At 45.6% G+C, this 24623-nt stretch carries 20 protein-coding genes; 9 read left to right on the forward strand and 11 right to left on the reverse strand.

Annotation, left to right across the window (positions count from 1 at the left end; genetic code table 11):
* Window positions 1–16: 16 nt before the first annotated feature.
* Window positions 17–4828, reverse strand: a complete 4812-nt coding sequence (locus HRE53_RS18010) for a G8 domain-containing protein (RefSeq protein ID WP_304518394.1) — start codon at window positions 4826–4828, stop codon at window positions 17–19.
* A 25-nt stretch (window positions 4829–4853) separates the two neighbouring features.
* Here HRE53_RS18010 and HRE53_RS18015 point away from each other — a divergent pair, with 25 nt between their 5' ends.
* Window positions 4854–5132, forward strand: coding sequence for a hypothetical protein (locus tag HRE53_RS18015; protein WP_235107433.1), 279 nt, complete (start codon window positions 4854–4856; stop codon window positions 5130–5132).
* A gap of 610 nt (window positions 5133–5742) precedes the next feature.
* Here HRE53_RS18015 and HRE53_RS18020 read toward each other — a convergent pair.
* Window positions 5743–6099, reverse strand: coding sequence for a TfoX/Sxy family protein (locus HRE53_RS18020; protein ID WP_235107434.1), 357 nt, complete (start codon window positions 6097–6099; stop codon window positions 5743–5745).
* 72 nt (window positions 6100–6171) lie between these two features.
* Here HRE53_RS18020 and HRE53_RS18025 point away from each other — a divergent pair, with 72 nt between their 5' ends.
* The 3 genes from HRE53_RS18025 to HRE53_RS18035 all read left to right on the forward strand — a co-directional run bounded on the left by HRE53_RS18025 (window position 6172) and on the right by HRE53_RS18035 (window position 8501).
* Complete coding sequence (locus tag HRE53_RS18025; RefSeq protein ID WP_235107435.1) at window positions 6172–6570, forward strand: DoxX family protein; 399 nt, start codon at window positions 6172–6174, stop codon at window positions 6568–6570.
* Window positions 6571–6600: 30 nt separating this feature from the next.
* Window positions 6601–7959 (forward strand): guanitoxin biosynthesis MATE family efflux transporter GntT, encoded by a 1359-nt coding sequence (gene gntT, locus HRE53_RS18030; protein WP_235107436.1) that lies wholly within the window; start codon window positions 6601–6603, stop codon window positions 7957–7959.
* A gap of 68 nt (window positions 7960–8027) precedes the next feature.
* Entirely contained in the window at window positions 8028–8501 is a 474-nt protein-coding gene (locus tag HRE53_RS18035) for a hypothetical protein (RefSeq protein WP_235107437.1), read from the forward strand.
* Window positions 8502–8521: 20 nt separating this feature from the next.
* On the opposite strand, the gene alaS is transcribed toward HRE53_RS18035, so the two are convergent.
* Together alaS and msrB are read right to left on the reverse strand one after the other, a co-directional pair.
* Entirely contained in the window at window positions 8522–11143 is a 2622-nt protein-coding gene (gene alaS, locus HRE53_RS18040) for an alanine--tRNA ligase (RefSeq protein WP_235107438.1), read from the reverse strand.
* Window positions 11144–11456: 313 nt separating this feature from the next.
* Window positions 11457–11960: a peptide-methionine (R)-S-oxide reductase MsrB gene (gene msrB, locus HRE53_RS18045; RefSeq protein WP_235107439.1), complete on the reverse strand. Its 504-nt coding sequence runs from the start codon at window positions 11958–11960 to the stop codon at window positions 11457–11459.
* Window positions 11961–12691: 731 nt separating this feature from the next.
* On the opposite strand from msrB, the gene HRE53_RS18050 reads away from it, so the two are divergent.
* On the forward strand, window positions 12692–13219 hold the full coding sequence (locus tag HRE53_RS18050; RefSeq protein WP_235107440.1) for a hypothetical protein: 528 nt from the start codon (window positions 12692–12694) through the stop codon (window positions 13217–13219).
* 594 nt (window positions 13220–13813) lie between these two features.
* On the forward strand, window positions 13814–15631 hold the full coding sequence (locus HRE53_RS18055) for an ABC transporter ATP-binding protein (protein WP_235107441.1): 1818 nt from the start codon (window positions 13814–13816) through the stop codon (window positions 15629–15631).
* A gap of 86 nt (window positions 15632–15717) precedes the next feature.
* Here HRE53_RS18055 and HRE53_RS18060 read toward each other — a convergent pair whose 3' ends face one another.
* From HRE53_RS18060 to petC, 4 genes are all read right to left on the reverse strand, one after another.
* The gene (locus HRE53_RS18060; RefSeq protein ID WP_235107442.1) at window positions 15718–16515 is read right to left on the reverse strand and encodes a hypothetical protein; all 798 of its coding nucleotides are present in this window, start codon (window positions 16513–16515) and stop codon (window positions 15718–15720) included.
* A gap of 49 nt (window positions 16516–16564) precedes the next feature.
* A complete protein-coding gene (locus HRE53_RS18065) occupies window positions 16565–17038 on the reverse strand; it encodes a hypothetical protein (RefSeq protein ID WP_235107443.1) in 474 nt (157 codons plus the stop codon).
* Between the two features lie 261 nt (window positions 17039–17299).
* Window positions 17300–18247: an apocytochrome f gene (locus HRE53_RS18070; protein WP_212664671.1), complete on the reverse strand. Its 948-nt coding sequence runs from the start codon at window positions 18245–18247 to the stop codon at window positions 17300–17302.
* Between the two features lie 74 nt (window positions 18248–18321).
* Entirely contained in the window at window positions 18322–18861 is a 540-nt protein-coding gene (petC, locus tag HRE53_RS18075) for a cytochrome b6-f complex iron-sulfur subunit (protein ID WP_212664672.1), read from the reverse strand.
* 309 nt (window positions 18862–19170) lie between these two features.
* Here petC and HRE53_RS18080 point away from each other — a divergent pair, with 309 nt between their 5' ends.
* Complete coding sequence (locus HRE53_RS18080; RefSeq protein WP_235107444.1) at window positions 19171–19488, forward strand: DUF3067 family protein; 318 nt, start codon at window positions 19171–19173, stop codon at window positions 19486–19488.
* Between the two features lie 6 nt (window positions 19489–19494).
* Here HRE53_RS18080 and tatC read toward each other — a convergent pair whose 3' ends face one another.
* Complete coding sequence (gene tatC, locus HRE53_RS18085; RefSeq protein ID WP_212664674.1) at window positions 19495–20268, reverse strand: twin-arginine translocase subunit TatC; 774 nt, start codon at window positions 20266–20268, stop codon at window positions 19495–19497.
* Window positions 20269–20401: 133 nt separating this feature from the next.
* Here tatC and HRE53_RS18090 point away from each other — a divergent pair, with 133 nt between their 5' ends.
* Entirely contained in the window at window positions 20402–20812 is a 411-nt protein-coding gene (locus HRE53_RS18090) for a DoxX family protein (RefSeq protein WP_212664675.1), read from the forward strand.
* An 88-nt stretch (window positions 20813–20900) separates the two neighbouring features.
* Entirely contained in the window at window positions 20901–21632 is a 732-nt protein-coding gene (locus tag HRE53_RS18095) for a hypothetical protein (protein WP_235107445.1), read from the forward strand.
* Window positions 21633–22009: 377 nt separating this feature from the next.
* On the opposite strand, the gene HRE53_RS18100 is transcribed toward HRE53_RS18095, so the two are convergent.
* Window positions 22010–23647, reverse strand: a complete 1638-nt coding sequence (locus HRE53_RS18100) for a tetratricopeptide repeat-containing serine protease family protein (RefSeq protein ID WP_235107446.1) — start codon at window positions 23645–23647, stop codon at window positions 22010–22012.
* Between the two features lie 132 nt (window positions 23648–23779).
* Window positions 23780–24559, reverse strand: a complete 780-nt coding sequence (locus tag HRE53_RS18105) for a hypothetical protein (RefSeq protein WP_235107447.1) — start codon at window positions 24557–24559, stop codon at window positions 23780–23782.
* Window positions 24560–24623 lie beyond the last annotated feature (64 nt).

The following is a 24623-nucleotide window of genomic DNA, read 5'->3' on the forward strand; positions in this document are numbered from 1 at the left end:
AGGTTCTTTAGAGGCTCTAGACAAAGGTGAAGGCACTGCTGTTTAAGGTCAAGCTATTGTTATAGGCCACAACAGCAACTAGTTCATCAGTCGTCCCAGAGGTATTTAAGAAAATGGCTGTTCCGGATTGCATTCCTGCAGGAGCTGCACCTAATAGATAGTCAGTGGCTTGTCCGTGAAGCTGAATTTTATCTCCACGGGATTGATTGAACCCTTTTACCAGAGCGTAATCTCCAGCGCCTAAGGTATTATTTTGACCATCGTTATAGAACGCCTGATTGGCATCTCCCAACACAAAGGTATTAACGCCAGTCCAATCCATGAGGATGTCCTGCTCGCCTCGACCTGCTTGGGCTGTCGTGGCATCGACACCCATCAACCAGTCATTCCCATTACCCCCATAAACTGAATCATTGCCTCGGCCTCCAATCAGGGTATCTTGGCCGCCCTCACCATAGAGAGTATCGTTGCCAGCATCACCGGCTAGCCAGTCATTCCCGTCTTGGGACGAGAGCAGATCATTGCCATCTCCACCATGGATGGAATCACTCCCAGCGCCACCGCCAAGGGAATCTTTCCCCTTTCCACCATAGATAAGATCGTTACCAGCAGCCCCCCAAATTTGATCATTGCCATCTTCACCCCAATGGCTATCATTGCCGAGGCCACCACCCAGGTAGTCATCCCCACTGCCTCCCCAAAGAGCATCATTCCCAGCCTCACCATGGAGGCGGTCTCGATCTATTCCTCCTCGAATCAGGTCATCTCCGTCATTACCATATAGATTATCCTCACCCTGGTCGCCTTCGAGAGTGTCATTCCCTAAAGCGCCGTAAAGCGTATCATTGCCCCAGGAACCGAGCAGTTGATCATTACCCAGCCCACCGAATAAATTATCGTCACCGCTATTACCAAAGAGTTGATCTTGGCCATCACCACCATTGAGGCGATCATTGCCATCTCCCCCCATCAACGAGTCAGTATCATTGCCCCCATTCAGGGTGTCACTCCCGGAACCGCCATACAGGGTATCATTGCCAACATCTCCATAGAGATTATCGTTCCCCCCTTCTCCTCGCAGCTCATCATCTCCTGCGGCACCATTGAGGGTGTCGTTACCGTCGCCACCGAGCAGCCAATCTTGGCCAACATCTCCATAGAGGGTATCGTTACCTGCTCCACCATTGAGGGTATCGTTACCTGCTCCGCCATTTAGGTTATCTTCCCCTATGGCTCCTTCTAGGAGATCATCTCCCTCTGAACCATACAATCTGTCATTCCCTGCATTTCCCCAGAGCGTATCATTCCCTGCTCCACCATTGAGGCTGTCATCGCCATTGCCACCGTACAAGATGTCAAGCCCCATATCTCCATAGAGATTGTCATTGCCATCTCGTCCTCGGAGAGTGTCATTATCTTTGCCGCCATTGAGCTTGTCATCGTCAGTGCCGCCGTCGAGCAAGTCGTTGCCCTCTCCCCCATACAGATCATCGATACCGGCATCACCCTGCAAGTTATCATCGCCAATTCCACCATTGAGGCTATCATCGCCACCGGCCCCACTGAGCGTGTCATTACCACCCCGTCCTTCTAGATACTGGTTGCGATCGCTGCCACGCATCACATTATTGGCATCCGTCCCTTCAAGGAAAAAGCGGTTATCTCCACTGGGAATGGGAGAGGACGTTGGTGTTGATATGCCGTTACCAAACACCCTCACATCATCTATCCCGACAAAGTCTCCCTGATCTTTCGTCCCTCGGGTATTAACTTGGAACAGTAGAAAGTCATACCCCTGCTTGAGATCAACATTCCAGCGAAGCGATTGCCAATCAAAAGTAGTACCACCGAGGGTGACATCTGCCAGCTTGACCCGTTGCATGGGCAAAGTCCCCACTTGTTGCGGTCCTGAGGTTAGATAAAGATTATTTTCAAACTGACCGTTAACCCCCCAGAGGGTAATGTCAATATCATTGTTGAGTTTCCCTGCTCCTTCGGTATTCTTGAGCCTGAGTCCTAGGGTCTGCTTACCTCGACGGATGCGTTGGTCATAGACCACTTGAGCGAGGCCTGTTCCATAGTGGTTGGGAGTTGATAGCACCGCTGCACCATTACCAATCGAGGCATCGCGTCGAATCCCATTCGTCGCTAACCAGCCTAAACCAGCACCAGAACTATTCCCTCTATAAGCAGCACCGAAAGCAGCTCCAGAACTGAAATCATTATTTGTAAAAGGGTTTAGGTAGTTAGCCCCCTGAACATTGAAGGACTTCGTTAGGGTTTGGGTTGCCCCTTGGTTGTCCCAAACCGTCAGGGTAACGTCTTGAGTGCCAGCCTGGCCAAAATGATGGCTGACTTGCCGACCAAATTTATCGATTTTGCCATCATTATTGAAATCCCAACCATAGGCTGCAATCGCATTACTCCCTAAGTCCCTGGTAAGTACCTGGCCGTCCGGCTTTAAGGGATCAGTATCGTAGGATGTACCGGCATCAAACGATACTGCCAAACCACCCATCTTCTTGCTATTAAATAGAGCCACAGGCAAAGCATTATTACCTGCATCAATAAAACGCGTATTGTTTATTTTCAGATTTTTGGAAAAATCATCTGGGCGCTTACCATTATCCAGGGGCGCTCCACCAATAGCTGAGATGTTGTACTTATTCTGGCTGAAATAGCTATTGTTGAGGGAAGAAGCAATAAAGTCCTGATCATGATTGAGAAATTCCGTTTTGAATCCCTCATTAAACCCCTTTACCCGCAGCTGATTGAAGTTGATATTAAAAGAGGCATGATTCTCAAAAATCCCTCTACCGCGAGGTTGATCAGGATTACCGATAATCAAGCCATTTTTGATATCCGTGTAGGAGCTGTATTGGACTTTCACCCCCGTGCCCCGAACGCCCCACACTTTAAAGTCATCAATGATTGAGCGTAAATTATGAGCGGTTCGAGGGGTCGGACTATCTAAAGAGAGCTGTCCATCAAAATTAGTTTTATGAGCCCATAGATTAATGCCATCTCGGGTGTTATAGCTCTGAAATCCGGTCAGTTGTCGCAGAGGAATATCAGTGACATCAACTTCAGTTTGTCCCGTTGGGGCAACTAACGCGCGAATCGCCGGAGGCAACAAATCTACAGAGATGGTGCCTTTATCCCGAAAATCTGTTTGGGGATGAAGAGTGTCACCAAAGACTGAAATCCCAGCATCATTAGCACTAATTGCAATATTGCCGGTCATGGCAACTTGGGCCGCGCCTTGAACCCAATAGCCTTCCCCCCTAAACCCAAGATCAAAGAGTCGGTCCCGTGTCTTTTTAGTTTGACTGATATTATTCCAGTCCACTCCAGTGGTTTTGATGGTGAGATTATTGCGCCAGGCTCCAATTTCATTGCCAGATTCGGCAACAATACCAGCACCCACGACATCAAACACCACATTGTCTTCAAGCACTGCATGGCTATCATGGTGGACAATTCCCCAGCCTGGGGTGCCGACAACAGCATTGCCACGAGCGATGGCAGGAAGACCGTTGATATCTTCTGCACCTGTTCGATGAAAGTGCAGTCCATATCGTCCACGACGATTATTTCCCCCCCCCGATGAACCATCGACATTCGTCCCTGGATCATCAACAATTTTGCTTTTATCCGAACGACCTAAGTTATAGAAACCAGCATTGGAAACCACAACGTCAGGATTATGCATAAACATAACGTGGGCTCGTTGCTGGGTAGGCACGGTAGCCGCATTCTCAGTCTCGAACGTAACATTCCGAGTTGTGTTGGCAACATAAAGTTTGAGCTGCCCCTGTTCAGCAATATCAGGAAACTGGTGATCAAACCGAAGCACGGTGTTATCGCCAGTCGTGATGTCGTTATTGGTGAAATAAACTCGATTCCCATCAATACGAGTAATGGTTAGTTCTTCATCCTGAAACCGAGAATTATCTGCATCCGACTGGCCATAGCGATAATTAGTGCCCCCTAACACAATCTGATCGCCAATCTGCCAGCCTTTCGGCGCACTCTTGAGCACAAGAACATTAGCTCCTGCACTCGCTTCACCTTGAAGTGCCAAGAAGTCAGTCTTATCAGCACCATAGATCCGAGCTTTACCATGACTGATCAGTCCTCGACTCAGCAGGCTTGAATCCCATGACTGATTGATAGCACCATCTGCAGTGAAGATAATTTGAGTCTTAACGCCGGCTTGAACTGGATTACTTTCTGAGCCAATCATCAGCTCACCAGACGGTGCAACCACAAAGGTATCCACCAACATTTTGGTATCTATATTATGGGCAAATTTCAAAGCCCCATCGACCCGCAAGGTCTCTAGGCGAGCATCACTCACACTGTTGTAGGTAACTGAGATGCCTTCTTTAATCAAAACATGGGCACCATCGGTTGGAACTTGGAGCCCTTGCCAGGTGGCAGGATCAGACCAAGCCCCATTGTTAACAGCAATGTGGGTGGCTTGAGAATGCGGCACCAAATCTAGTAAGGCGCTATGAGTCGTTTGCTTGCCTGGATCATGGGGATGAGCACCATGGCCAGATCCTGAAGCCATGGCCATACCTGAATGCGGGGCACCATGATTCGCTGAGGCCATGGCCATTTGAGGCATTGCGGGAGCTGCAGTCGCACTGGGGACTGTAGAGGAACTAGCCATTAAGGCTTGAGGTTGGGTTGTGGACTGTGATTGTGGTGTAGAAGGCGTCCCTGTACCTGAAAGCCCGATCACCCCTGCATTACTATCAACTTGAGAAGAAGTACCTAAAAGGTTTTTGGGCAGGGGATTTGAGTTGTGATTGCCAGCCATATTGTGTCTTATCGTTTAGAGTTTCATGGGTCTTACTCAGAAGAAGAAAGCTGACTTTTTGAATGCACTGCTCTATTGCCAAATGTCAAGGAAAAGTAAGCTTAATCATGAGTTAATGGGCCTAGCTATAGATCCCCCAAACTCGATTATTTTACATAGAAAGGATGAATTTTCCGAGAATATTGGAGATGATTTATCGTTAATTGAGCAACCACAAAATCGCAAAATTGTCACGATTTATTTTCTCTATAATCTTGGTAAAACAGTTGCTTTAGATATAGATAGCTGCCTACCTAGAGAATAAAAAGCCAGGGCTCTTAGCTCCTGAAATATAGAGCAGGACAAGTTACTCCCTTCCCGCCATAAGATCGTGCATCTAAATATCATTGAAATTCTTATTTATCAAGAATCTGAATACCCAATCTTATGCTGGGATGGGAGTAAGCTTTCTCCTGGCACTCAGTATGGCAATACTTGGTTTGCGATCGCGTTTGAGAACAGCAACGATCGGTATAAGTTTCGTCATCGTTTTGTATAACTTAATAATAAAAGTTATACTGCAATCAAAGTATTTTCATTACAACGTTATAAATTAGCTCAATTTGATTCCTAACAGAAAATTCAGCTATCAAGATCAGAATCTTAGATATGAAATCGCGAGATAATCTGTAAGACAATTCAATTTAGCCACACTACAATTCCTCAAGAATTTGCCTGAGCCTCAGGAGATCTGGCCTTTTCAATATTTCTCATTTGTAGCTTAGATCACTAAAATCCAGCTCCATAACAGGTAGAAGTCGACGATACTTCCACTCACTTCTATGGCTATGGACCATATCAACCTTCTGGTATGCCGAATATCACTAATAAATACAGGGATCTGAGTAGCGCCTCAAGCCGATGTCCTGACAGCATTACCTAGGCGCTTTAGATTTCTTCTTAGCTTGATTGCGACGAGCAGCGTCTATCGCTGAATCCAACCACACCTTCAGTTCATCCAAATTCTCGTAAACGTCTATCGGCAGAAGATAGTAAGACATCGTAATGGGCTTATTTTTACGATCATAGACAAACGGACGACTACCAGCCTCAATAAAAAACGGTTGATTTTGCCCGTCCGCTTTTAGATAAATCCGTTCATCTGCGATCAAGGCAAACATTACCCCCTCCACGTATAGGCCATGTCCCCCAAACATAGATCGGGCAGACACAGGCGCTAAATAGTTGAGACGCTCTAAAACTGAACTGACAAATGTAGAAGATTTAGGCATGGCAACGTGCTTTCTCCGAAAAGATGGGTATAGGGTTGAAGAGCAAGCTCAAAATCTCAGATGAACCATAGCATGAACAAAAAAACGATAGCTCGCTGGCTTCTAGCCTTAGGGATGATCACAGTAGGAACCTTACACTGGCTGACGCCCCATCCTTTTGTCCAAATGATATCCACCTTTCTGCCTTACCCTTTGGAGCTAGTCTACATTAGCGGTTTCTTTGAAATTCTAGGCGGCGTCGGATTGCTGATTCCCCGAGTCAGTCGAGCCGCTGCTTGGGGGCTCATTATCCTTTTTATTGCCGTATTTCCAGCCAATATCAATATGGCAGTCAACGACCTTGTCATTGATGGACTGCCTCATAATTTGGTGGCCTATTGGTTAAGACTTCCACTTCAAGGAGTCTTAATTGCATGGGCTTGGTGGTTTACAAAGCCGAATTTGCCAGTCAGCAGAAACTCCACAAGATAGGTCATTGGTTCAACCCCTTTCTCCCTTGCTATGGCATCTCCCACTCCCATTGATCATGATCTCAAGTCTTTTTTTCGGCTCGCAGGTATTAATGTTCTGTCCAACTTAATGGTGCCCCTGGCTGGACTGTTTGATGTTGCGTTCTTAGGTCATCTCGATCAGTTGTGGTATTTGGCTGGCGTTGCCCTGGCCACGGTGTTGTTTAACTATCTCTATTGGACCTTTGGCTTCCTAAGAATGGGGACTACGGGTATGACCGCTCAGGCCCTGGGTAGAAACGACTCCGAAGCAATGCTGCTAGTCGGACTTCGCCATTGTGCAGTGGCTTTAGGGCTAGGGCTGGGCATTCTACTGTTGCAATGGCCGATCAAAGTGTTGGGATTTAGCCTGCTGAGCGCAATACCGGCGGTAAAAGCTGCCGGTATTGCCTACTTTGATGCCTTGATCTGGGGAGCACCCGCAACATTGCTCAATTTTGTCGTGGTGGGATGGTATTTAGGGCGTGCTCAAAGTCAGAAGGTGCTACTCCTCTCTGGGGTCAACAACTGTACCAATGTCTTGCTCAATTACCTCTTCATCGTCCAGTGGGGGTGGCAAAGTACTGGAGCAGGTGCCGCTACAGCCCTGAGCCAATATCTGATGCTAGGGGTAGGATTAGCCTTGATTAGTAGAGATATCTCTACTAATCAACTGCAAACGGTTTGGCCCCAGATGAGTCAAGGGAAAGCCCTCCGGCAAACCTTGACCTTCAATCGTGACATCTTGGTGCGGACCTTTGCCCTGATTTCTACTTTTGCCGTATTTACCAACTTAAGCTCTGACCTAGGCACAGAGATCTTGTCTACTAATACCTTGCTATTACAGGTGGTCACCCTTGCGTCTTACTTTATTGATGGCATCGCGTTTGCGATGGAAAGTGTAACGGGAGTCCTCAGCCAACAAAATCAGCCTCAACGTTTACAGCAACTACTGACCTTATCCGGTTATACGAGCGTAGGCTTAGGAGTTAGTTTTGCCTTAGCGTTCTATCTGTTTCCTCAACCATTATTTAGTTTGCTCACAAATCATCAAGAGGTTTTGACCCAGGTCAAGCAGTATGTGATTTGGCTGCTGCCCGTATTGGGTTTCGGTGCGATCGCATATTTGTTAGATGGTTATTTTCTGGGTCTAACAGCGGGTAGACATCTCCGCCATTCCGTATTAATCGCCACGTTGTTTGGGTTCCTTCCTTTAGCGATAGCCGCTTGGTATTGGCAGCAAGTTCACCTGCTCTGGTTAGCGCTAGCCCTCTTTATGGGAAGTCGGGCCATTTTCTTAGGGCTCCAAATTCCTCAGTCTCTCAAGCTTGTCCATGGAACACCGGTCACTCATTCGGGTCAAAAAGAGTAGGGACTCTCTGCTATAGATCTGTTGGCGAGCATCCCGGTTAACTGATAGAGCCCAGGACGTTTAACCCCATGTTCAGAAAAACACTGCTGGCCTGTTTATTCACACCCATCGGCCTCATTCCATTTCTACAACCTCAAGTAGCTTGGGCCTGTAGCTGTATCCAAAGCACACCAGCAGAACAGATGGAACGAGCGGATGTTGTATTTACAGGACGGGTTATTGATCAAAAAATGAAGACCGTCAAGACTCAGCCTTTTGGCGGTCGCACCTGGGTGCAATGGACCTTTGAAGTGGAAGCAGATCACAAGGGATCTGTCTCTAAGCAAATGACGGTTGAGAGTGCGTCTAATAGTGCAGCTTGCGGTGTTAATTTTCAAAAGGGAGAGCGCTATCAGGTGTTTGCAAATCAGAGCAACACAGCTCTGAGAGCCTCTCTCTGTTCAGGCACACGAGCAGTGATAGATAAGCCACAGGAGCAATCTCAGGCCCCGTCTCCCTGTTCAGGGGGACATGGGAATCGGTCATCTGAAACAACAAACTGATGGAATGATCAGCTTTACACTTATTTCAACTGAGCCATAAGCTGCTTTTGAGCATCATTCAAAGCATCCGCTAACTTGCTTGGATCCCGTCCGCCCGCCTGGGCCAGGTTGGGGCGACCGCCGCCGCCACCACCGCATTGTTTTGCGATCGCACCCACAAACTTCCCTGCCTGCAACCCCTGTTCAATCACCTTGGGACTAAAGGCAGCCACTAAACTCACTTTGCCTTCAGCAGGCACAGACCCTAAAACAACAGCCCCTTCACCTAGTTTTTGGAGTAGCCGTTCTGCTGCGGTTTTTAAGGATTCTGGATCAACCCCTTCTAGTTGGGAAACAATGACTTTCACTGCACCTGCGGGTTGTGCCTGATCCAGAAGCTGCTCTGACTTCGCCAAGGCTAATTCAGCTTTCAAGGCATCGAGCTGTTTCTGGGTGGTTTTGAGGTCTGATTGGAGAGTGGTAATTCTTTCAGGCAGCTCTTCTGGCTTCGCCTTAAACCGATCGCTCAAATCCCGGACCACGGCATCTCGGATATTCAAATACTCTAGAACCGCAGGTCCAGCAATGGCCTCAATTCGGCGCACGCCTGAGGCCACCCCGGCCTCCGTCACAATTTTGAACAGGCCAATTTCAGAGGTATTGCCCACATGGGTACCTCCGCAGAGTTCCATGGAGACACCAGGAACATCCATAACCCGCACTTCGGCTCCATACTTTTCCCCAAACATGGCCACAGCTCCCTTGGCCTTAGCATCGGCAATAGGCATCACCTCTGTTTCCGTACCATGGGCTTCCGCAATCCAAGTATTGATTTGGGTTTCGATTTCTTGAATCTGGGCAGACGTAACGGGCTGAGTGTAGTTAAAGTCAAAACGCAACCGATCAAAGGAGACTAATGATCCGGCTTGGCCAATGGACTCATCGACAATAGTCTTGAGGGCAGCTTGCAGCAAATGGGTAGCGGTGTGATGGGCTTGAACTTGGCGACGGCAGGCCAAGTCAATTTGGGCGGTGAGGGAGGCTCCGGTTTTCAAGGTGCCCCGCTCAATGCGGCCATAGTGAATGAAAATATTCGACTCTTTCTGAACATCTTCAATCCGCACCACGACATCTTTGCCGTTGAGGTAGCCACGATCGCCAATCTGTCCCCCAGATTCAGCATAGAAGGGGGTTTGGTCAAGGGCAATTTGGACCTCAGTCCCGGCTTTAGCCTGTTTAACAGATTCTCCATTGACGAGCAGGGCTACGACTTTAGCCGGAGCCGAGAAATCGGTATAGCCCAAGAAGTCTGTGGGGTGAACGGTGGTGGCGAGTTGTTCCAGGGCGCTTTGTACTGTTAAGTCGATGGTTTTATGGGCACTGCGACCGCGATCTTGTTGTTCTTTCATCGCTTTGGCAAAGCCTTTTTCGTCTACCGTCAGTCCCTGCTCTGCTGCAATTTCTTGAGTTAGCTCCAGGGGAAAACCGTAGGTGTCATAAAGGTCAAAGGCATCTTTACCTGAAATTTGCTTGGGCTTTTTAGCCATCATTTCAGCCAAGAGTTTCTCACCCCGATTCAGGGTCTTCAGGAATTGGGCTTCTTCCCGCTCTAACTCTGGCTTGATAATTTTTTCCCGTTCTCGGACTTCAGGATAGGCAACTTCCAGAGAAGCAATCGCCGTTTCAGCCACTTGGGTAATAAATGCTCCGTCAATGCCAATCAGTTGCCCATGGCGAACCACTCGGCGAATCAGTCTTCGTAATATATATCCTCGCCCGACATTAGAGGCAGTAATTCCATCCGCAATCATCTGGACCACGGACCGCACATGATCGCCAATCACCTTTAATGAAGTCTTGTTTTTAGCGTTGGTCTTTTTATATTGAATGCCAGGAATTTTGGCAGCGGTTTCAATAATCGGAAAGATCAAATCCGTCTCGTAATTATTCGGCACTCCTTGCAAAATCTGGGCCATCCGCTCTAGACCCATGCCCGTATCAATGTTCTTATTTTTGAGGGAGGTGAGTTTGCCGTCACTATCCCGGTTGTACTCCATAAACACCAGGTTGTAGTACTCAATAAACCGGGTGTCATCCTCTAGATCGATGTTCTCATCCCCTTTCTCTGGGTGAAAGTCATAGTACAACTCCGAACAGGGACCACAAGGCCCAGTTGACCCCGAAGCCCAGAAGTTATCGTCAGCTCCCATACGCTGAATCCGATGTTCGGGAATACCAATCTTGTCCCGCCAGATCGCAAAGGCTTCATCATCTTCCTCAAACACACTAGGCACGATGCGCTCGGGGGGAAGTTTATAAACTTCTGTGGACAGTTCCCAAGCCCAAGCAATGGCTTGTTCTTTGAAGTAATCCCCAAAGCTGAAGTTGCCCAGCATTTCAAAGTAGGTATGGTGGCGGGCAGTTTTGCCGACATTCTCAATGTCGTTGGTGCGAATACATTTCTGGGAGGTGGTAGCTCTGGGTACTTCAGCTTCTCGTTGTCCTAAGAAGATGGGTTTGAAGGGCAACATTCCGGCAATGGTGAGCAGAACGGTCGGATCTTCGGGCACCAAGGAGGCACTGGGTAAGATTTTGTGGCCTTTGGCGGCATAGAAGTCGAGGAAGGTTTGCCGGATTTGAGCACCGCTAAGAGACGCAACCATAGATCTAAAGGAACAACTTGATTGATACGTATATCAATCATGCCCTGTCCTGAGTGCTTTGTGCAGGGGCTAACTAAATAATGCCTAAATCAACTACCCCGCTGCAAGCAGACGGGGTATGGAAGATGTTTCACTCCTAATCCGTAGAGTTGGGTTGTGATTCCTGTTCTTCGTTGCAAGCAACGGAGAATGTACCCCACCTCGATTCAAAAGTGCTGAAAACTTGTTAGTCGTACAAAGTATTTATGAGGATCGACGTACGCAAGAATGGTAACTCCAAATTTTGTCTCAGAAATTTGAAAGTATCTGAGATTTAAATCGATTCTCCAGGAACAAACTTTAGCGATACGCCGTTCATACAGTAGCGTTTTCCAGTCGGCCTAGGACCATCATTAAAAACATGACCTAGATGTCCACCACAACGATGACAATGCACTTCAGTTCGGGGAAGAACCAGAAGATAATCCGTTGAAGTGTCTACCGCTTCTTTAATAGGTGCATAAAAGCTGGGCCAGCCGGTTCCACTGTCAAACTTAGTCTCAGATGTAAACAGCGGTAAATCACACCCTGCGCAGTTAAAGATACCCTTGCCATATTCCTTATCTAAAGGGCTGCTACGAGGACGTTCCGTTCCTTTTTCTCGCAGAACATGGAACTGCTCAGGAGTGAGAGCCTGACGCCACTCTTCTTCCGTTTTAGTGACTTCAAATACTTCGGCAGCCATTGCCTTGCCAGATAACCACTTGGGTAAAAGACTCGAAAACCCTGTTGTTCCCATAACTACTGTTCCTACCTTCAGTAAGGCTCTTCTTTTCATAATTCGATCTCTGGATTGATGGGTCGCAGCTCGTCTCACAACAACGGCTCGACCTATTGTTCAGGATAAACGAAATCTATGTACTCCTGGTCTGGAAACTCTCAAATAACTTTAGAGACACTTCCACCTCAAGGGATTAAGGCTAGAAGGACTGAAGGCACGGCTATCGTATCTTAGAAAATTCTTAGATAACCCTATTTCCTTCTGAAGGAATTTCAGGTGATTGCTAGAGAAGTGAAAAGAAACTTACTTATGCATTGATTATTTAAGTTCAAAATCCATACATCTGGGAAGGTAACATACACTTCACTAATCTTGTGAATTAAGGAAAAAATGGAGAGTGAGGAATAGACGAATAATTGATAAGGCTCGTATTTTAGCTTGATCATAAAAATAGTATCAACATCCCAGTCCATTTTTAATAGCGCATGTTGACGAGAAGAAAGACCTCTGGAATACCTGTGTCAATGATCGCTCGCTCTTCCTTGCTAAATTGTTCTGTTTTAATCTATTTATTTGTGACAGTAAAATAATGTCTATGTCATAAAATCACTGTAGATAAATCCAAGGTAATCCTATTATGTCTCCAGAAACAAAAAAAACAAAATAAGATCAATAATAGCTTAGATGACACAAAACAACTCTATATAATAATAGGAAGATTATTTTTTAAATTTATTAGCAGCACTAAAGTTCTTGATTTTTTAAGAATAAAACCTATATTGGGAAACATGCTTGTTGCATCCCTCGCTACTGCTACTGGGCTCTCGGTTTTAGATAAGTCTAACTCAAAAGTTATTGATGCCGATACTCTTTGTGAAAAATCCAAAAAAGTAGTGGCCTCTCAGAATAAAATTGACTCAACAGACATTCCGGAATTTACTTCAGAGAAAGGGTTTGATCCAGTTAAAAGAGACTTGTTCTTATGTAAATATTTCATGAAAGATGCAAATCCAAAGACTTCAGAAAATGATCTAATACATCGAAAATATAACATTACATATCAAGTAGTAAATAATAGTTTTGTGGAATCTATTAATGAGAAATCTATAGATAGAGGTGCATTGGAATCTATATGTAATGACTCTAAAGTATATGTACCAGAATTTGAAAGGACAGGGAAATATGATCCCAAAGTACATCTAATTAAATCACACGGACTTGTGTTTCAAGATAGCACTGAAACTAATGTCTATCCTGTATATCGATGGAAATGTAAATACAAGCTTATGCCAAAAAAAAGAAGAAGAATTAAATAAGCCTGGATTGCAAGTTCCACCAGAATATCTGGGCCTAACATTGGATGATTATTGCAAAAGTAAATTTCAGAAAGAAAATCTAATTAAAGCTGGTTATCATTACTACAATGATCCAAATTCGTGGTTTTGTTCTGATCCAAACTTCTAACAAACTCTTAAAAAAAGGGTAGGCAATTAAAGTTGAGAGATTAATCTATAATTCTTTAACTAGAATAAAATAAATTTAGAGATTTAGAGTGCAATAAAGAATTCTCGATTATTGTTATCTACCTTTGCAGATAATTAGAATAGGGAAGAAAGTTTTGGAGAAATGCCTTCTCTCTCGCTTATAGTTACTCAAATTATCCAACCTAATCCGATCATGGCAGACGCAAATACTCAATTAAGTTTGACTTTCATCATTCAGCAAACAGGGAATGACTAATTGAAGTGATATTTGCAGGTCATAATTCTGATGATTCATCACCCCCTCAGTTTAGGACTGATCGCAAACTTGCGATCATGGAAATGGCTATACAGATTTTTGTATTATGTTGTAGCATACAATGAGAGCCTGCCTAAAGATATCTACACAGCAGGATTAGTTTCCAACTCATGGCTACTTATAAAGATATTGTTCGATACTATCGGCAATACTGGGGAATCTCTCTGCTCAGCATTGCAGCAGCTAGCCTGTTTGAAATTATTGACCTGGTAGTCCCCTATGCCATTGGTCAAATTCTCAACGTTCTGTCTCGGGAACCTTTAGATGCTCCTTTGCAAGCCTTCATTAGTCAGATCTCTGCAATAACCCGCATACCCCTAGGCCGTTCCTTGTCTCTGTGGACTTTGCTGGGCATGATCTTTCTGGTGACTGTCGTTCGAGCACCGATTCAGCCCTGGATTGGGAGCTGGTTTCACTGGGCGATACCGTTGAGGGCAAAACGCGATCGCACTCGGCAAGTCCTCAAAAAAATCCTTACCCTCCCCCTGGATTTCTACGATGAAAATAATCCAGGTCGGATTGCAGGTCGGGTTGCTAGGGGTGTAACGAACCACACCTGGACCTATCCCGAAATTGCTGGACAGTTTATTCCCAAGCTCATGCGAGTGCTGGGGATTTTTATCATCATTGGTTTGATTGCATGGCCCATCGCCATTATTTTCCTAATCTCCTTTATCGTCATTTTCACCTTTAGCCTTTGGGACTTACGCTTGCTGATTAAGCGGGAAGAGATTCTCGATCGCTATATCGAAAATACCGAGAGTCGCACCTCCGAGATCATCACCAATATCAAAACTGTCAAAGCATTTGCCACCGAAGCTGCCGAATTAGAGCGTCAACAGCAGCGGCTCGATCGAGAAATGCAGGTGGTCCTCTTTCGAATTCATAAGGGCTATGTAAAGCTGGCAACTTGGCAACGAACCATCGTTCAAGCCTGTGTGTTCGGTGTCCTTACCCTCACCCTGATGGCAACGGTACGGGGCGATATTTCCCTGGGTCACTTTGTCACCACTCTGACTGTATCCAGCATGGCCTATGCCGAAATCGAGCCCCTAAGTATGGTGGCTGAAATCTTTGCTCGTCGCTATGCTTCCATGTTGCGGTTGCACGAATTTATGCAGCAACCTGATGGTGCAGATGCATCAAGTCTCAGTTTAGAGCCAGTCCACCAAAATCCTTATCGGTTCTCTGGCAACCTAGAGTTGCAACACCTCAGCTTTGGCTACGATCCGAATCAACCCGTACTACAAGATATCAATCTGACCATCAAGCCGTGCCAGACCGTTGCCCTTGTAGGCCGATCAGGGTCAGGGAAATCCACCTTAGTCAAACTCCTCTTTCGCTATTTCGAACCCCATGCTGGGCAGATCCTCATGGATGGTCAAGATATCCGATCGCTGGATGTGACTCGATATCGCCGCCGATTAGCCATTGTTCATCAAGATGTCGATATTTTTAACGGCACCATTCTCGAAAATCTCACCTATGGGAATCCCACCGTCAGTTTTGAGCAAGTTCAATCCGCCTGTGCCATTGCCAAGGTCGGGGAATTTGTCCATCAGCTTCCCCAAGGCTATGCCACCGTTGTGGGAGAGCGAGGGGTAAGACTATCAGGCGGGCAACGCCAGCGACTGGGTATCGCTCGGGCCTTGATTGTCGATCCAGATGTCCTCATCTTTGACGAAGCGACCTCCAGCCTGGACTACGAATCAGAACGCACGATTCAGCTTGCCATGCGGTCTCTTCTCGGAACACGAACGCTGCTCATTATTGCTCACCGCCTCAGCACCGTCCGGGAGGCAGATCAAATTGTTGTCCTGGATCAAGGCCAGATCGCAGAGGTGGGGAACCATGATCAGCTTCTGCACCAGGGTGGCATTTACCATCGACTCCATACCCTACAAGAAACGGGAGAACTACGGGTATAGTCAAGGCTCTTCCTAAGTGGCTCTCTTCTCCAAACAAGGGAAAGAGAGCCACTTCTTAATGTCTATGCCCAAGAACAGCTTGAGGGTCAGTCTCTAGAAAACGAGTAAAAACTCTGCCCTTGCGGTTGAGGGCTAGAATCAGTCAACATTACCTTTGAGATGTGTTCAGGCGTAAACTCCACAACTTCAGCATCTAATGTAACCAAAGGCCGCTCTGACGGAGGTAGAATATGGGTTGTTTCAGACTCAGGCACGTAGGTCTCGTAGGGATGAAAGGGCTTCAGAATCAGAAATGAATAAAAAGTTGAAGCCCCCAATAATGTCGGCCAAAAAATCAGTTTGGGAATGATGTTGTCTTCATAGGAAATGAACTTGAATTGACTGGAATACTTATCATGAGTAAATAAGTAGGCATCCACTGCTACCCCGAGTAAAGCGGTATACATGGCTAGATAGAAATACTCTATGTAAATGATCCCAGAGCCTGGGAACTCCTGCCGGATCTGAATATGGGCAATCAGTACAACGAAAAATAGTGCTGAACAGACCCCCAACACGCCAGAGGTATTGAAGCCAAAAATATCTGCTTGTCCTTCCCTTGCGGTGATGGTAAGCAACGTAGCAAACAGCAAAATAGCTGAAATGAGCAGTGGGACTAGGTTGACAATGAAGGCTCCCAGAAATTCTCGTCTAAGTACAATATTGAAATAGAGCTCTGGGGTTTCTGACAGGGGTTTACCCAAGCCAAAATTCATGTCATATCGTGGTTTTTTGAAATCAAAAAACGTCTCTTCGACTTTCCAATCACCCAAAACAATACTTTTATCAAACCCAAAGGCATCGCCCGGTTGAGTGGACTCATAAGCCTGGAGGTCGGGGACCAAAACATTACTCCGGCCAAAGTCTTTACCCCAAATGCGAAGCCAGACTGTTTTATGGTCTAACGGATATTTTTTGATAATTAAATCGCTGTTTCAGGGTGGATTCAAAATACCAACCAATCACTTCCTCCTTATCGTTAATGGAACGCCGATAGGCTTGTTGGGGTCCCAGATTCTCACCCGAATCAACAGCTTCTGGCAAGATAAATCCCACGGGTATATTCTGACCTGCAGGAATATCAGCAAAGACCGACTTATTATATTTCTGCCAAATATAGCCCGTAATATTTACTTCAGTGGCATTGTTAAACTTAAGTGATTGCAAAAAGATCCCCGTGGGAATCGCCTCAGATTTCTTCAGAGATAACCCACGTTTTTTTAGGTGAGGGATGATCTCCGCTTCCTTTGCAAGCTGCTCTAAGTTGGGCTGATACGAATGATCAATCCGAAACCACATCAAGGCAATCAGAAAAATAAAGAAGATTGAAGTTCCTGAAGAAATCCACCACCACCGTTTTGTGTTCATCACTTGCAACCGTTCAAGTTCAGTAGAATCGTGCCACTAAGTATGAGCAAGAGGAATTCTACTTAAGTCGAAGGGCTTGTACTGATCTAGTGAAGTTGAGTCCAGCTCAACACAGAATAGGAGACATCAGCTCGCGAGCAGCGATTATCAGGGGAGTGGGCTGCTTTTTACCAGGGATGCTCCCATTGCAAGCACTAAAAAAGCAGGATTCCCTATAAAAGGAAATCCTGCTTTTTTCAAAGAAACGAATTGAGCAATGTGCTAGAAATTCATTTCGGCAGCTTGTACTTTCTCGACCTGCTTCTTCTTCAGAACGAGCAGTGTCTGGGACAGCATAATGGCAGAGAAGAAGGCCATTAGCCACTTAATCCGAGTGCCGCTCTGCAGTACAATTTCAGTGTCTTTTTGACCAAAGCCACCCACGTTGGGGTCAGAACTTAGGGGAGCACCATCAGCAACGGCTTGCCCTTCAGCTACCACAACTTCTAAACCGGCGGGAATCGCCTCAGTCACAGTCTGACCATCATTAGTGGTGATAGTAACGGAATCCTCGCTCACACTGCTAACAATACCGGCAGTGGAAGCAGCGACCGCATTGACGTTAGTCTTGTCACCTGTAGGATAAATCTGACCACGTCCACGGTTACCCGCAGCATAAACAGAGTACTTACCAAAGTGAATATCGGGATCCGTTGCAGGGTCAGGGGAAAGAACAGGGAAGATAATTTCCTGATGATCAGCCCCTGATATGGGACCCACAACGATCACGTTATCGGTATCAGGCTTGTACTTCTGGAAACTGACACCGGCGATCTCTTCCTTCATCTTTTCAGGAATACGATCATCGGGGGCAATTTGGAACCCATCAGGCAGCATCAGCACTGCACCAACATTCAAAGGTCCTAGATCACCGCTACCTAGGACTTGCTGGGCATCAGTGTTATAGGGGATTTTGACAACGGCTTCAAATACTGTGTTGGGTAACACAGCCTGAGGAACTTCCACTTGTGTGGGCTTGGATGCAAGGTGGCAGTTAGCACAGACAATGCGACCATTTGCTTCTCTAGGGCTATCGTAGGCCTGTTGAGCATAGATCGGGAAAGCCTGAGCAGCTTGAGGCAGAGAAAAGGCGCTAGTGACGACAAGGAAGAGCGCAGCCAAGAGGCGGAGGCTCTTTTTCGTTAAGACAGATAAAAGGCTTTGCTTCATTAGTCTATTGATATAAACCTGACAAGATGTGGAGGGGTAGAAGGGATGCATTAAGCTTGGACGTTCGACGAGACTTAGGTCCACCAAGGATCTTTGTCTGTGCGGAAATCCGTTTCTGTCCAAGTCGTAAATACCAACTTGCCATCTACATCATCCGCATGAACGAGGGCCAAAGAGAGCGGTGCAGGACCCCGAACCACCTTGCCGGTCGAGTCATATTGGGACCCATGACAAGGGCAAATATATTTATTCTGGCCTGCATTCCAGGGAACAACACAACCCAAGTGAGTGCAGACCGCATTCAAACCATAGTCTGCGATCTCATTGCTATCTGTGACAACAACGTAGGTTGGATCTCCCTTGAAACCTTGGGTTAAGGTGCGGTCACCTGGGCTATGTTCTGCCAAAAACTCACTGACCACGACATCGTTACCTAGGGCGTCTTTGGCAGTAAGCCCGCCCCCAGTTCCTCCACTAGCAGGAGGAATAAAGTACCTGACGACAGGATATAACCCACCTAAGGCGGTGCCGGTAATTGCACCAAAGGTCAGCAAATTCATAAATTGACGCCGTCCCATATCGGGGACGTCAGAAGATCCAGAGACTTGAGCCATGATTTACGGTGATGTTACGGATGTAATGGACAGCATTAGAGCCTGACCCTATGGAATTGCTCATGCTCGGAATGGTGTATTCCTTACTCAACGTGCATCTGCGATGAATGGCTGAGTTAAAGACATGTTGCAAATCACCATCAGGTGTCATAACATTTCTTGACATTATTATCACACTTGATGAGCCCGTATTTCATACGAAATGTAAATTCGTTGCGGCTAATCCCAGAATCTACCTTCTTTGTAAGCTTGCTTCTCCTGAACAGGACACGACAGAATAGAGACTTCACACACATGGGATAAAGGCGAATGACCGGCGAAGAACTGCATCAACTCCTGATCAATAAGTGGGGGCGGTCCTACGATATTCAATTGCGCCGCACCCAAGGGAAAATCTTTGTCCAGGTCATGTGGCGCTATCTAGAGCAAGCCTCATTTCCCATGTCGGAACCAGAATATTTTGAACATTTAGGTGCGATCGCAACCTACATCCGCGGGTGGGATGCAGTCCAGCAAGTCGAAGAATATATTCAAGCCACTAAACAACGTCCTCGTCTAGGGAAAGCTGTTAGCATCCCCCTAGAACTGGGTGGGAGAACCTCTGAGTGGCTGCTAGAAAAGTTTTAGGTCAGGCTAATGGCCCGTTAGTATGACCAAACCAATACCGCCAAAATAGAGGCCCACAACAGCGCCTCCCAGCAAGCTTTGGGTCAGGGGATCCGTCGATGGGGTCAGTACGGCACCCAGAATGGCAGCGCCGAGAATAACGTATCGCCATCCCGACAACATCTGGCGGCTGGAAACAATCCCCGTTAGGCCTAATAAAAGCTGGATAACGGGAATCTGGAAAGCAATCCCTGTACTGAACAGCAGCAGCAAGACGAATTCAAAGTAGCGATCAATCGACCAAAGCTGCTCAACTACGTCCGCACCATATTGGATGAAGAAATTGAGGGCTGCTGGGATGAGAGCCACATAGGCAAAGAAAATTCCCACAAAAAAGAGAACGGAGGAGCCGAGGACAATCGGTCCGAGTAGTCGTCTCTCCGAGCGAGTTAATCCTGGCAACACAAACTGAATAATTTGATACAGGATGAACGGGCTAGCCACCAGGATGCCACTATAGGCAGCGACCTTGAGGGAGACAAAGAAGTATTCTCCAGGGGCAAGTTGTAAAAATTTAACCCCTTGAGCTGGACGCTCTAATACCTTGACGATTAAGTTGACCTTGAAGAAGCAACCGACAATTCCAATCGCAACTGCGATCAGCGCATAAAAAATTCGAAAACGTAGCTCCTCTAAATGCTCAAACAATGACATTTCCACGTCATTCAGATTCGCATCTGGCTGGATGTCGGCATCCGTTGGGGCTTTGGAGGGTGCTGTTTCTAGGTCAGAAGGAGTCACAGGCAAGCTCAAGCGATTAATTCATTCCCCATTATAGTTTTGTGAATGGAAACGCTTCGGTTAATTCTGCAGTTGACGAATACCCAAATTTGCATAAGGTTAAAGTGAGTCACTCAGTAGTGAGAAATCAGCCATGATTGATCGGCTATTGCCTCTAGTTGCTAGAGGTTTTCTATCGGCAGTTTTTATCCGTTCCGGCCTTGCTCACTGCTTCAATTTTGCAGGAACCCAACAGGCAATCTCTAGTAAAGGCCTGCCCTCTGGTTTAGCCCTAGTTATGGCCATTGGAGCAATTCTATTACTGCTTGGTGGTGGGCTTTCGGTTTTATTTGGTTTTAAGGCGCGCTGGGGTGCGATCGCATTGATTGTCTTTTTAGTGCCCGCCACTCTGATGTTTCATATCAACTTTGCCGAGCAAATGGAACAAATCCAGTTTTTGAAAAATGTGAGTTTAATCGGTGGACTTTTGCTCCTAGCTCAGAACGGCCCTGGTCGATACAGTTTTGATAATCAGGAACTGCGTCGAAGTTATGGGAAATGGTAGGTTAAACTCATGTTGGGACTTGTGTTGGGTTATTTAAGCTCCTCAGCATCCCACTACCATTTTGTAACGACTGAATTAGGTCAAATCCATGACCAAGGTTTCATCTCTCCCTCAAAATATTTGGCATTGGTTTGCCGACCATGTGATTTCACCGGTTCGACACACATTCTGGTCAGATGTGACGGCGAGTGTGTTGGCTCGATTGAAACAGTTTGGTCATCGTTGGTCTCAAGGAGCTGATCGGCAGAGATTAGGCGTTTGGTTTATTGCCTTAACTGGTGCATTCTGCCTCATGGTGTGGAATGGGATGCTACTGGTTGCCCTATCCGTTGGTTTAGGGACAGCACTGCTTATCCAGAAATTTCATTCAGATCAAAGAATCTGGCCAGGGATTTTTCAATGGCTCTCAGGACATCATTCCTCCACCATACTTTCGATTGGATGTGGCCTACTTTCCCTAGTATTTAGTTATTCAACGTTACTGATATGGCGAGATACGAAGAGCTTTGGGCTGGCATTTACCATCCTTCTACAAGTCTTGATACTGCTGACTATATTGGGGTTATTCCTCATGCAGATATTAAAGCAAGACAAGCGGCAGCTAACCCCGAGCCAAATTGATTATTGGATAAAAAGTCTAACGGCTCTCGACCCTTTAACACGCCTTATTGCTGTTCGACAGCTTAGCCATTTTGCTACCTTCATACACGACCAGAATCGAGATCAAGAGATTAAGGAATACCTACAGTTACTTTCAAAGGAAGAACCAGAGGTTTTCGTCCAAAGTGCGATTGCTGAGGTATTGGGAAATTTTATGTGAGTTTGAGGAATTGATCCTTCACTCTTTATCTGCATTGACTCGTCTGAAGATAGAACATATGGGATTGGGATCAATTAGCTAAATCTAACGAATTGAATAACTATCCTCTTCAAGCCCTTCGGTAAAACCGGAGGGCTTGTTGGTTTCAACCTTTACCGTGATCACAGCCTCATCCAATAAATTCAGGTGATTTCAATCCCACAATTCTTTGTCAAACTATTCAACTTCAGGTTAAAAACAGCGTGTTGTAGGGATGTGATACCGTCAACTACAACCGTGAGAGTTTATGAGCAGTGATGAAAATTTCCTTTCAAGGATTCTTCCAAGCCTCCAGTAAAACCGGAGGTGATTAACTCAGAAATAACGTCCTCTTAGAATCAGATTTTCTGCAGGTCTTGCATGGTTTTTTGGTATAACTCAAGCTTGTTCTGTTGTTTATAAAGTTGAGCCGCTTTCAGGTAATTCTCTCTAGTGAGTTCTTTATTCCCTATTGCGTAGTAAGCATTTCCTCTATTGATATAAACTAATGGCTTCTGAGGCGATAGGGAAATAGCTTTGTCATAATCTGAAATTGCTTGAGAATATTTCTTTAATAAGGAGTAAGCATATCCTCGGTTGTTATATGCGTCTACAAATTTGGGATCTAGGGAAATGGATTCATCCCAATCTGTAACTGCTTGAAGATATTTTTTTTCACCCAAATAGGCAACTCCTCGATCGAAATAAAAGAATGGCTCTTTAGTTAAGTCAGGATTACTTGCAATAGCGTTATTGAAATCTGAAATTGCTTGAGGATATTGTTTTAAAATATTGTAGACAATTCCTCGATGGTAGTAAGCATTAGTAATATAGTTAGGATCAAGAGAAATAGATTTATCGTAATCTAAAATTGCTTGGGAATATTGATGCAATGCAGTATAGGTATCTCCTCGATTCTTGTATGCCATTGCATCCTGAGGATCTAGAGAAATAGCTTTATCGTAATCTAAAATCGCTTGGGAATATTGCTTTAAATCAGTATAAGCACGCCCTCGATTACCACGTGCAACTACATCTTTAGGATCTAGAGAAATAGCTTTATCGTAATCTGAAATCGCTTGGGAATATTGCTTTAAAGAATAATAAGCATTCCCCCTATTGACGTAAGCATCTGAAAGTTTGGGATCTAGAGAAATAGCTTTATCGTAATCTGAAATTGCGCCTTGGTAATCGCCTTTTTTGGACTTGTTACTTGCTAATAAAAACAAATCATCCACTGTTAATGCAGCACTTGCTGGTTCAGGTGGCTTGCCTACAAACCCCAGATCGGGACTACTTATTTCAGCTAAACTCAGAAAAGTGTTGACTGGAATCCCTAAATTAAATCCCGTTTTTACATGCACCGTTTCTGTTCGTTTGACTTGTTGCTCAGAGTCAGCGCGTCCATGAATACCGATTAAATGGCCTTCTGTATCCAAGACGGCACCCCCACTCATGCCAGGCAATGTGTCATTGCTATAGACCAAAGCATAGCCATCGGCTAAAGGTCGTTTGGCATTTGCCGTAACTTTACCTTCAGAAAACGTCCAAATAGATTCTGTAATTGCGATAGTGGGATGGGGAAAGCCGGATACATAGATTAATTCTCCAGACTTAATCTTGGCGGAATCACCCAACTCAACAGTTTTATAAGATTTAGTACTTGTAAATTCTACAAGTGCTAAATCTACATCGGCCAATTTTTTAACTCGACCATATTCCAATGGATGCAGTTGCCCATCCGGGGTAACTACGTCATATTCATCCTCAGTTTCCACAACATGAGCTGCTGTCAAAACAGTATAGACATCGCCTTGATGCTTGATAATCACGCCTGACCCTGGATTCTGGCCATCTATACGAACAGTGATAGATTCGGCAATAGCACTGACTTCTGTAGCTTGTAATGCCTGTGCCCTTTGAAAGGGCATCATAACGACTGTTGCAATAGCACTAAATACAATAGGCGTTAGAGAATAAGAGGCTTTAGTTTTCATTATTATTCAGCGAATAAGAAAGGAAGTCTTATGCTCATGTGATTATGCAGGTTGAATCAGAGAAACTGCCTAACTAAGACAAGCATTAGAAAACATCAGGATGAAATTGAATATTTTGGCAGGGAAGTCTGATTATTGAGCAGAGGTGGGTTCTTTAGTTGCAGCAGGAGCTGGATCGGCATCAAGATTTTTGCAAGTTGGATTATAGCTATAGGCTGTTTTCCAATTTTTGACCGTCTTCTTATCCAGAGGAATCAGAACTTTGGCTCCATTGGAAAGGGTAAGCCGAACCCGAGTTTCTTTAATGGGGGCTTGAGACAAAATGCTAGCAATTCCTGAGTCAACGCTAAATAGATTCCGTGTCATATACCAAGTCCCACTGGTGGTGTTTTTACCAAAAAAACTGGTGTAACTATAATCTTGGGAATAGACTTCAGGCTTTGCTGATGATTGGGGTGGTAACTGTAGCAACTGCCCCCCAACTCCTACTTCTAACAGTGTCGGGATGATTGCAGTTGGATCCACGCGGCCTTGGGCAGGAGCATGTTGAATAATCATCTCAACAAAACAGCCTTCAATCTTACTGCCCCATAAAGAGATAAACGCACTCCGTCCAGGCGCAGGACGACTTGAACGTCCAAAGATTTTTCCATCCAAATCTGAGCCATCAATGTGGCGATCCGCAGTAACTTTACCCAGTTGCGTGTCCACTAAACTCTCTCTAATATCCACTGTTTTTTTTGATAGGGAGTTTCTTGCCACCCCCACTGCACCCCCCTGAGTTGTAGTGAGATTATCTTCAAAGATGGCATCATCTTTATCAGCTAATGCTGGTTCAAGAATTAATGAGTTACCTGCAAACACCAAACTAATTGAAGTGAAACCAATAAATAAATTCTTTTTGTAGGTCATTATTCTCAGAACTATCAAATGTATAAAGCGAAATCAAAAAGACTTAGTCAATTGTTTAGAAGGG

Source organism: Acaryochloris sp. 'Moss Beach' (genome assembly GCF_021497025.1).
GTDB classification, from domain to species: Bacteria; Cyanobacteriota; Cyanobacteriia; order Thermosynechococcales; family Thermosynechococcaceae; genus Acaryochloris; species Acaryochloris marina_A.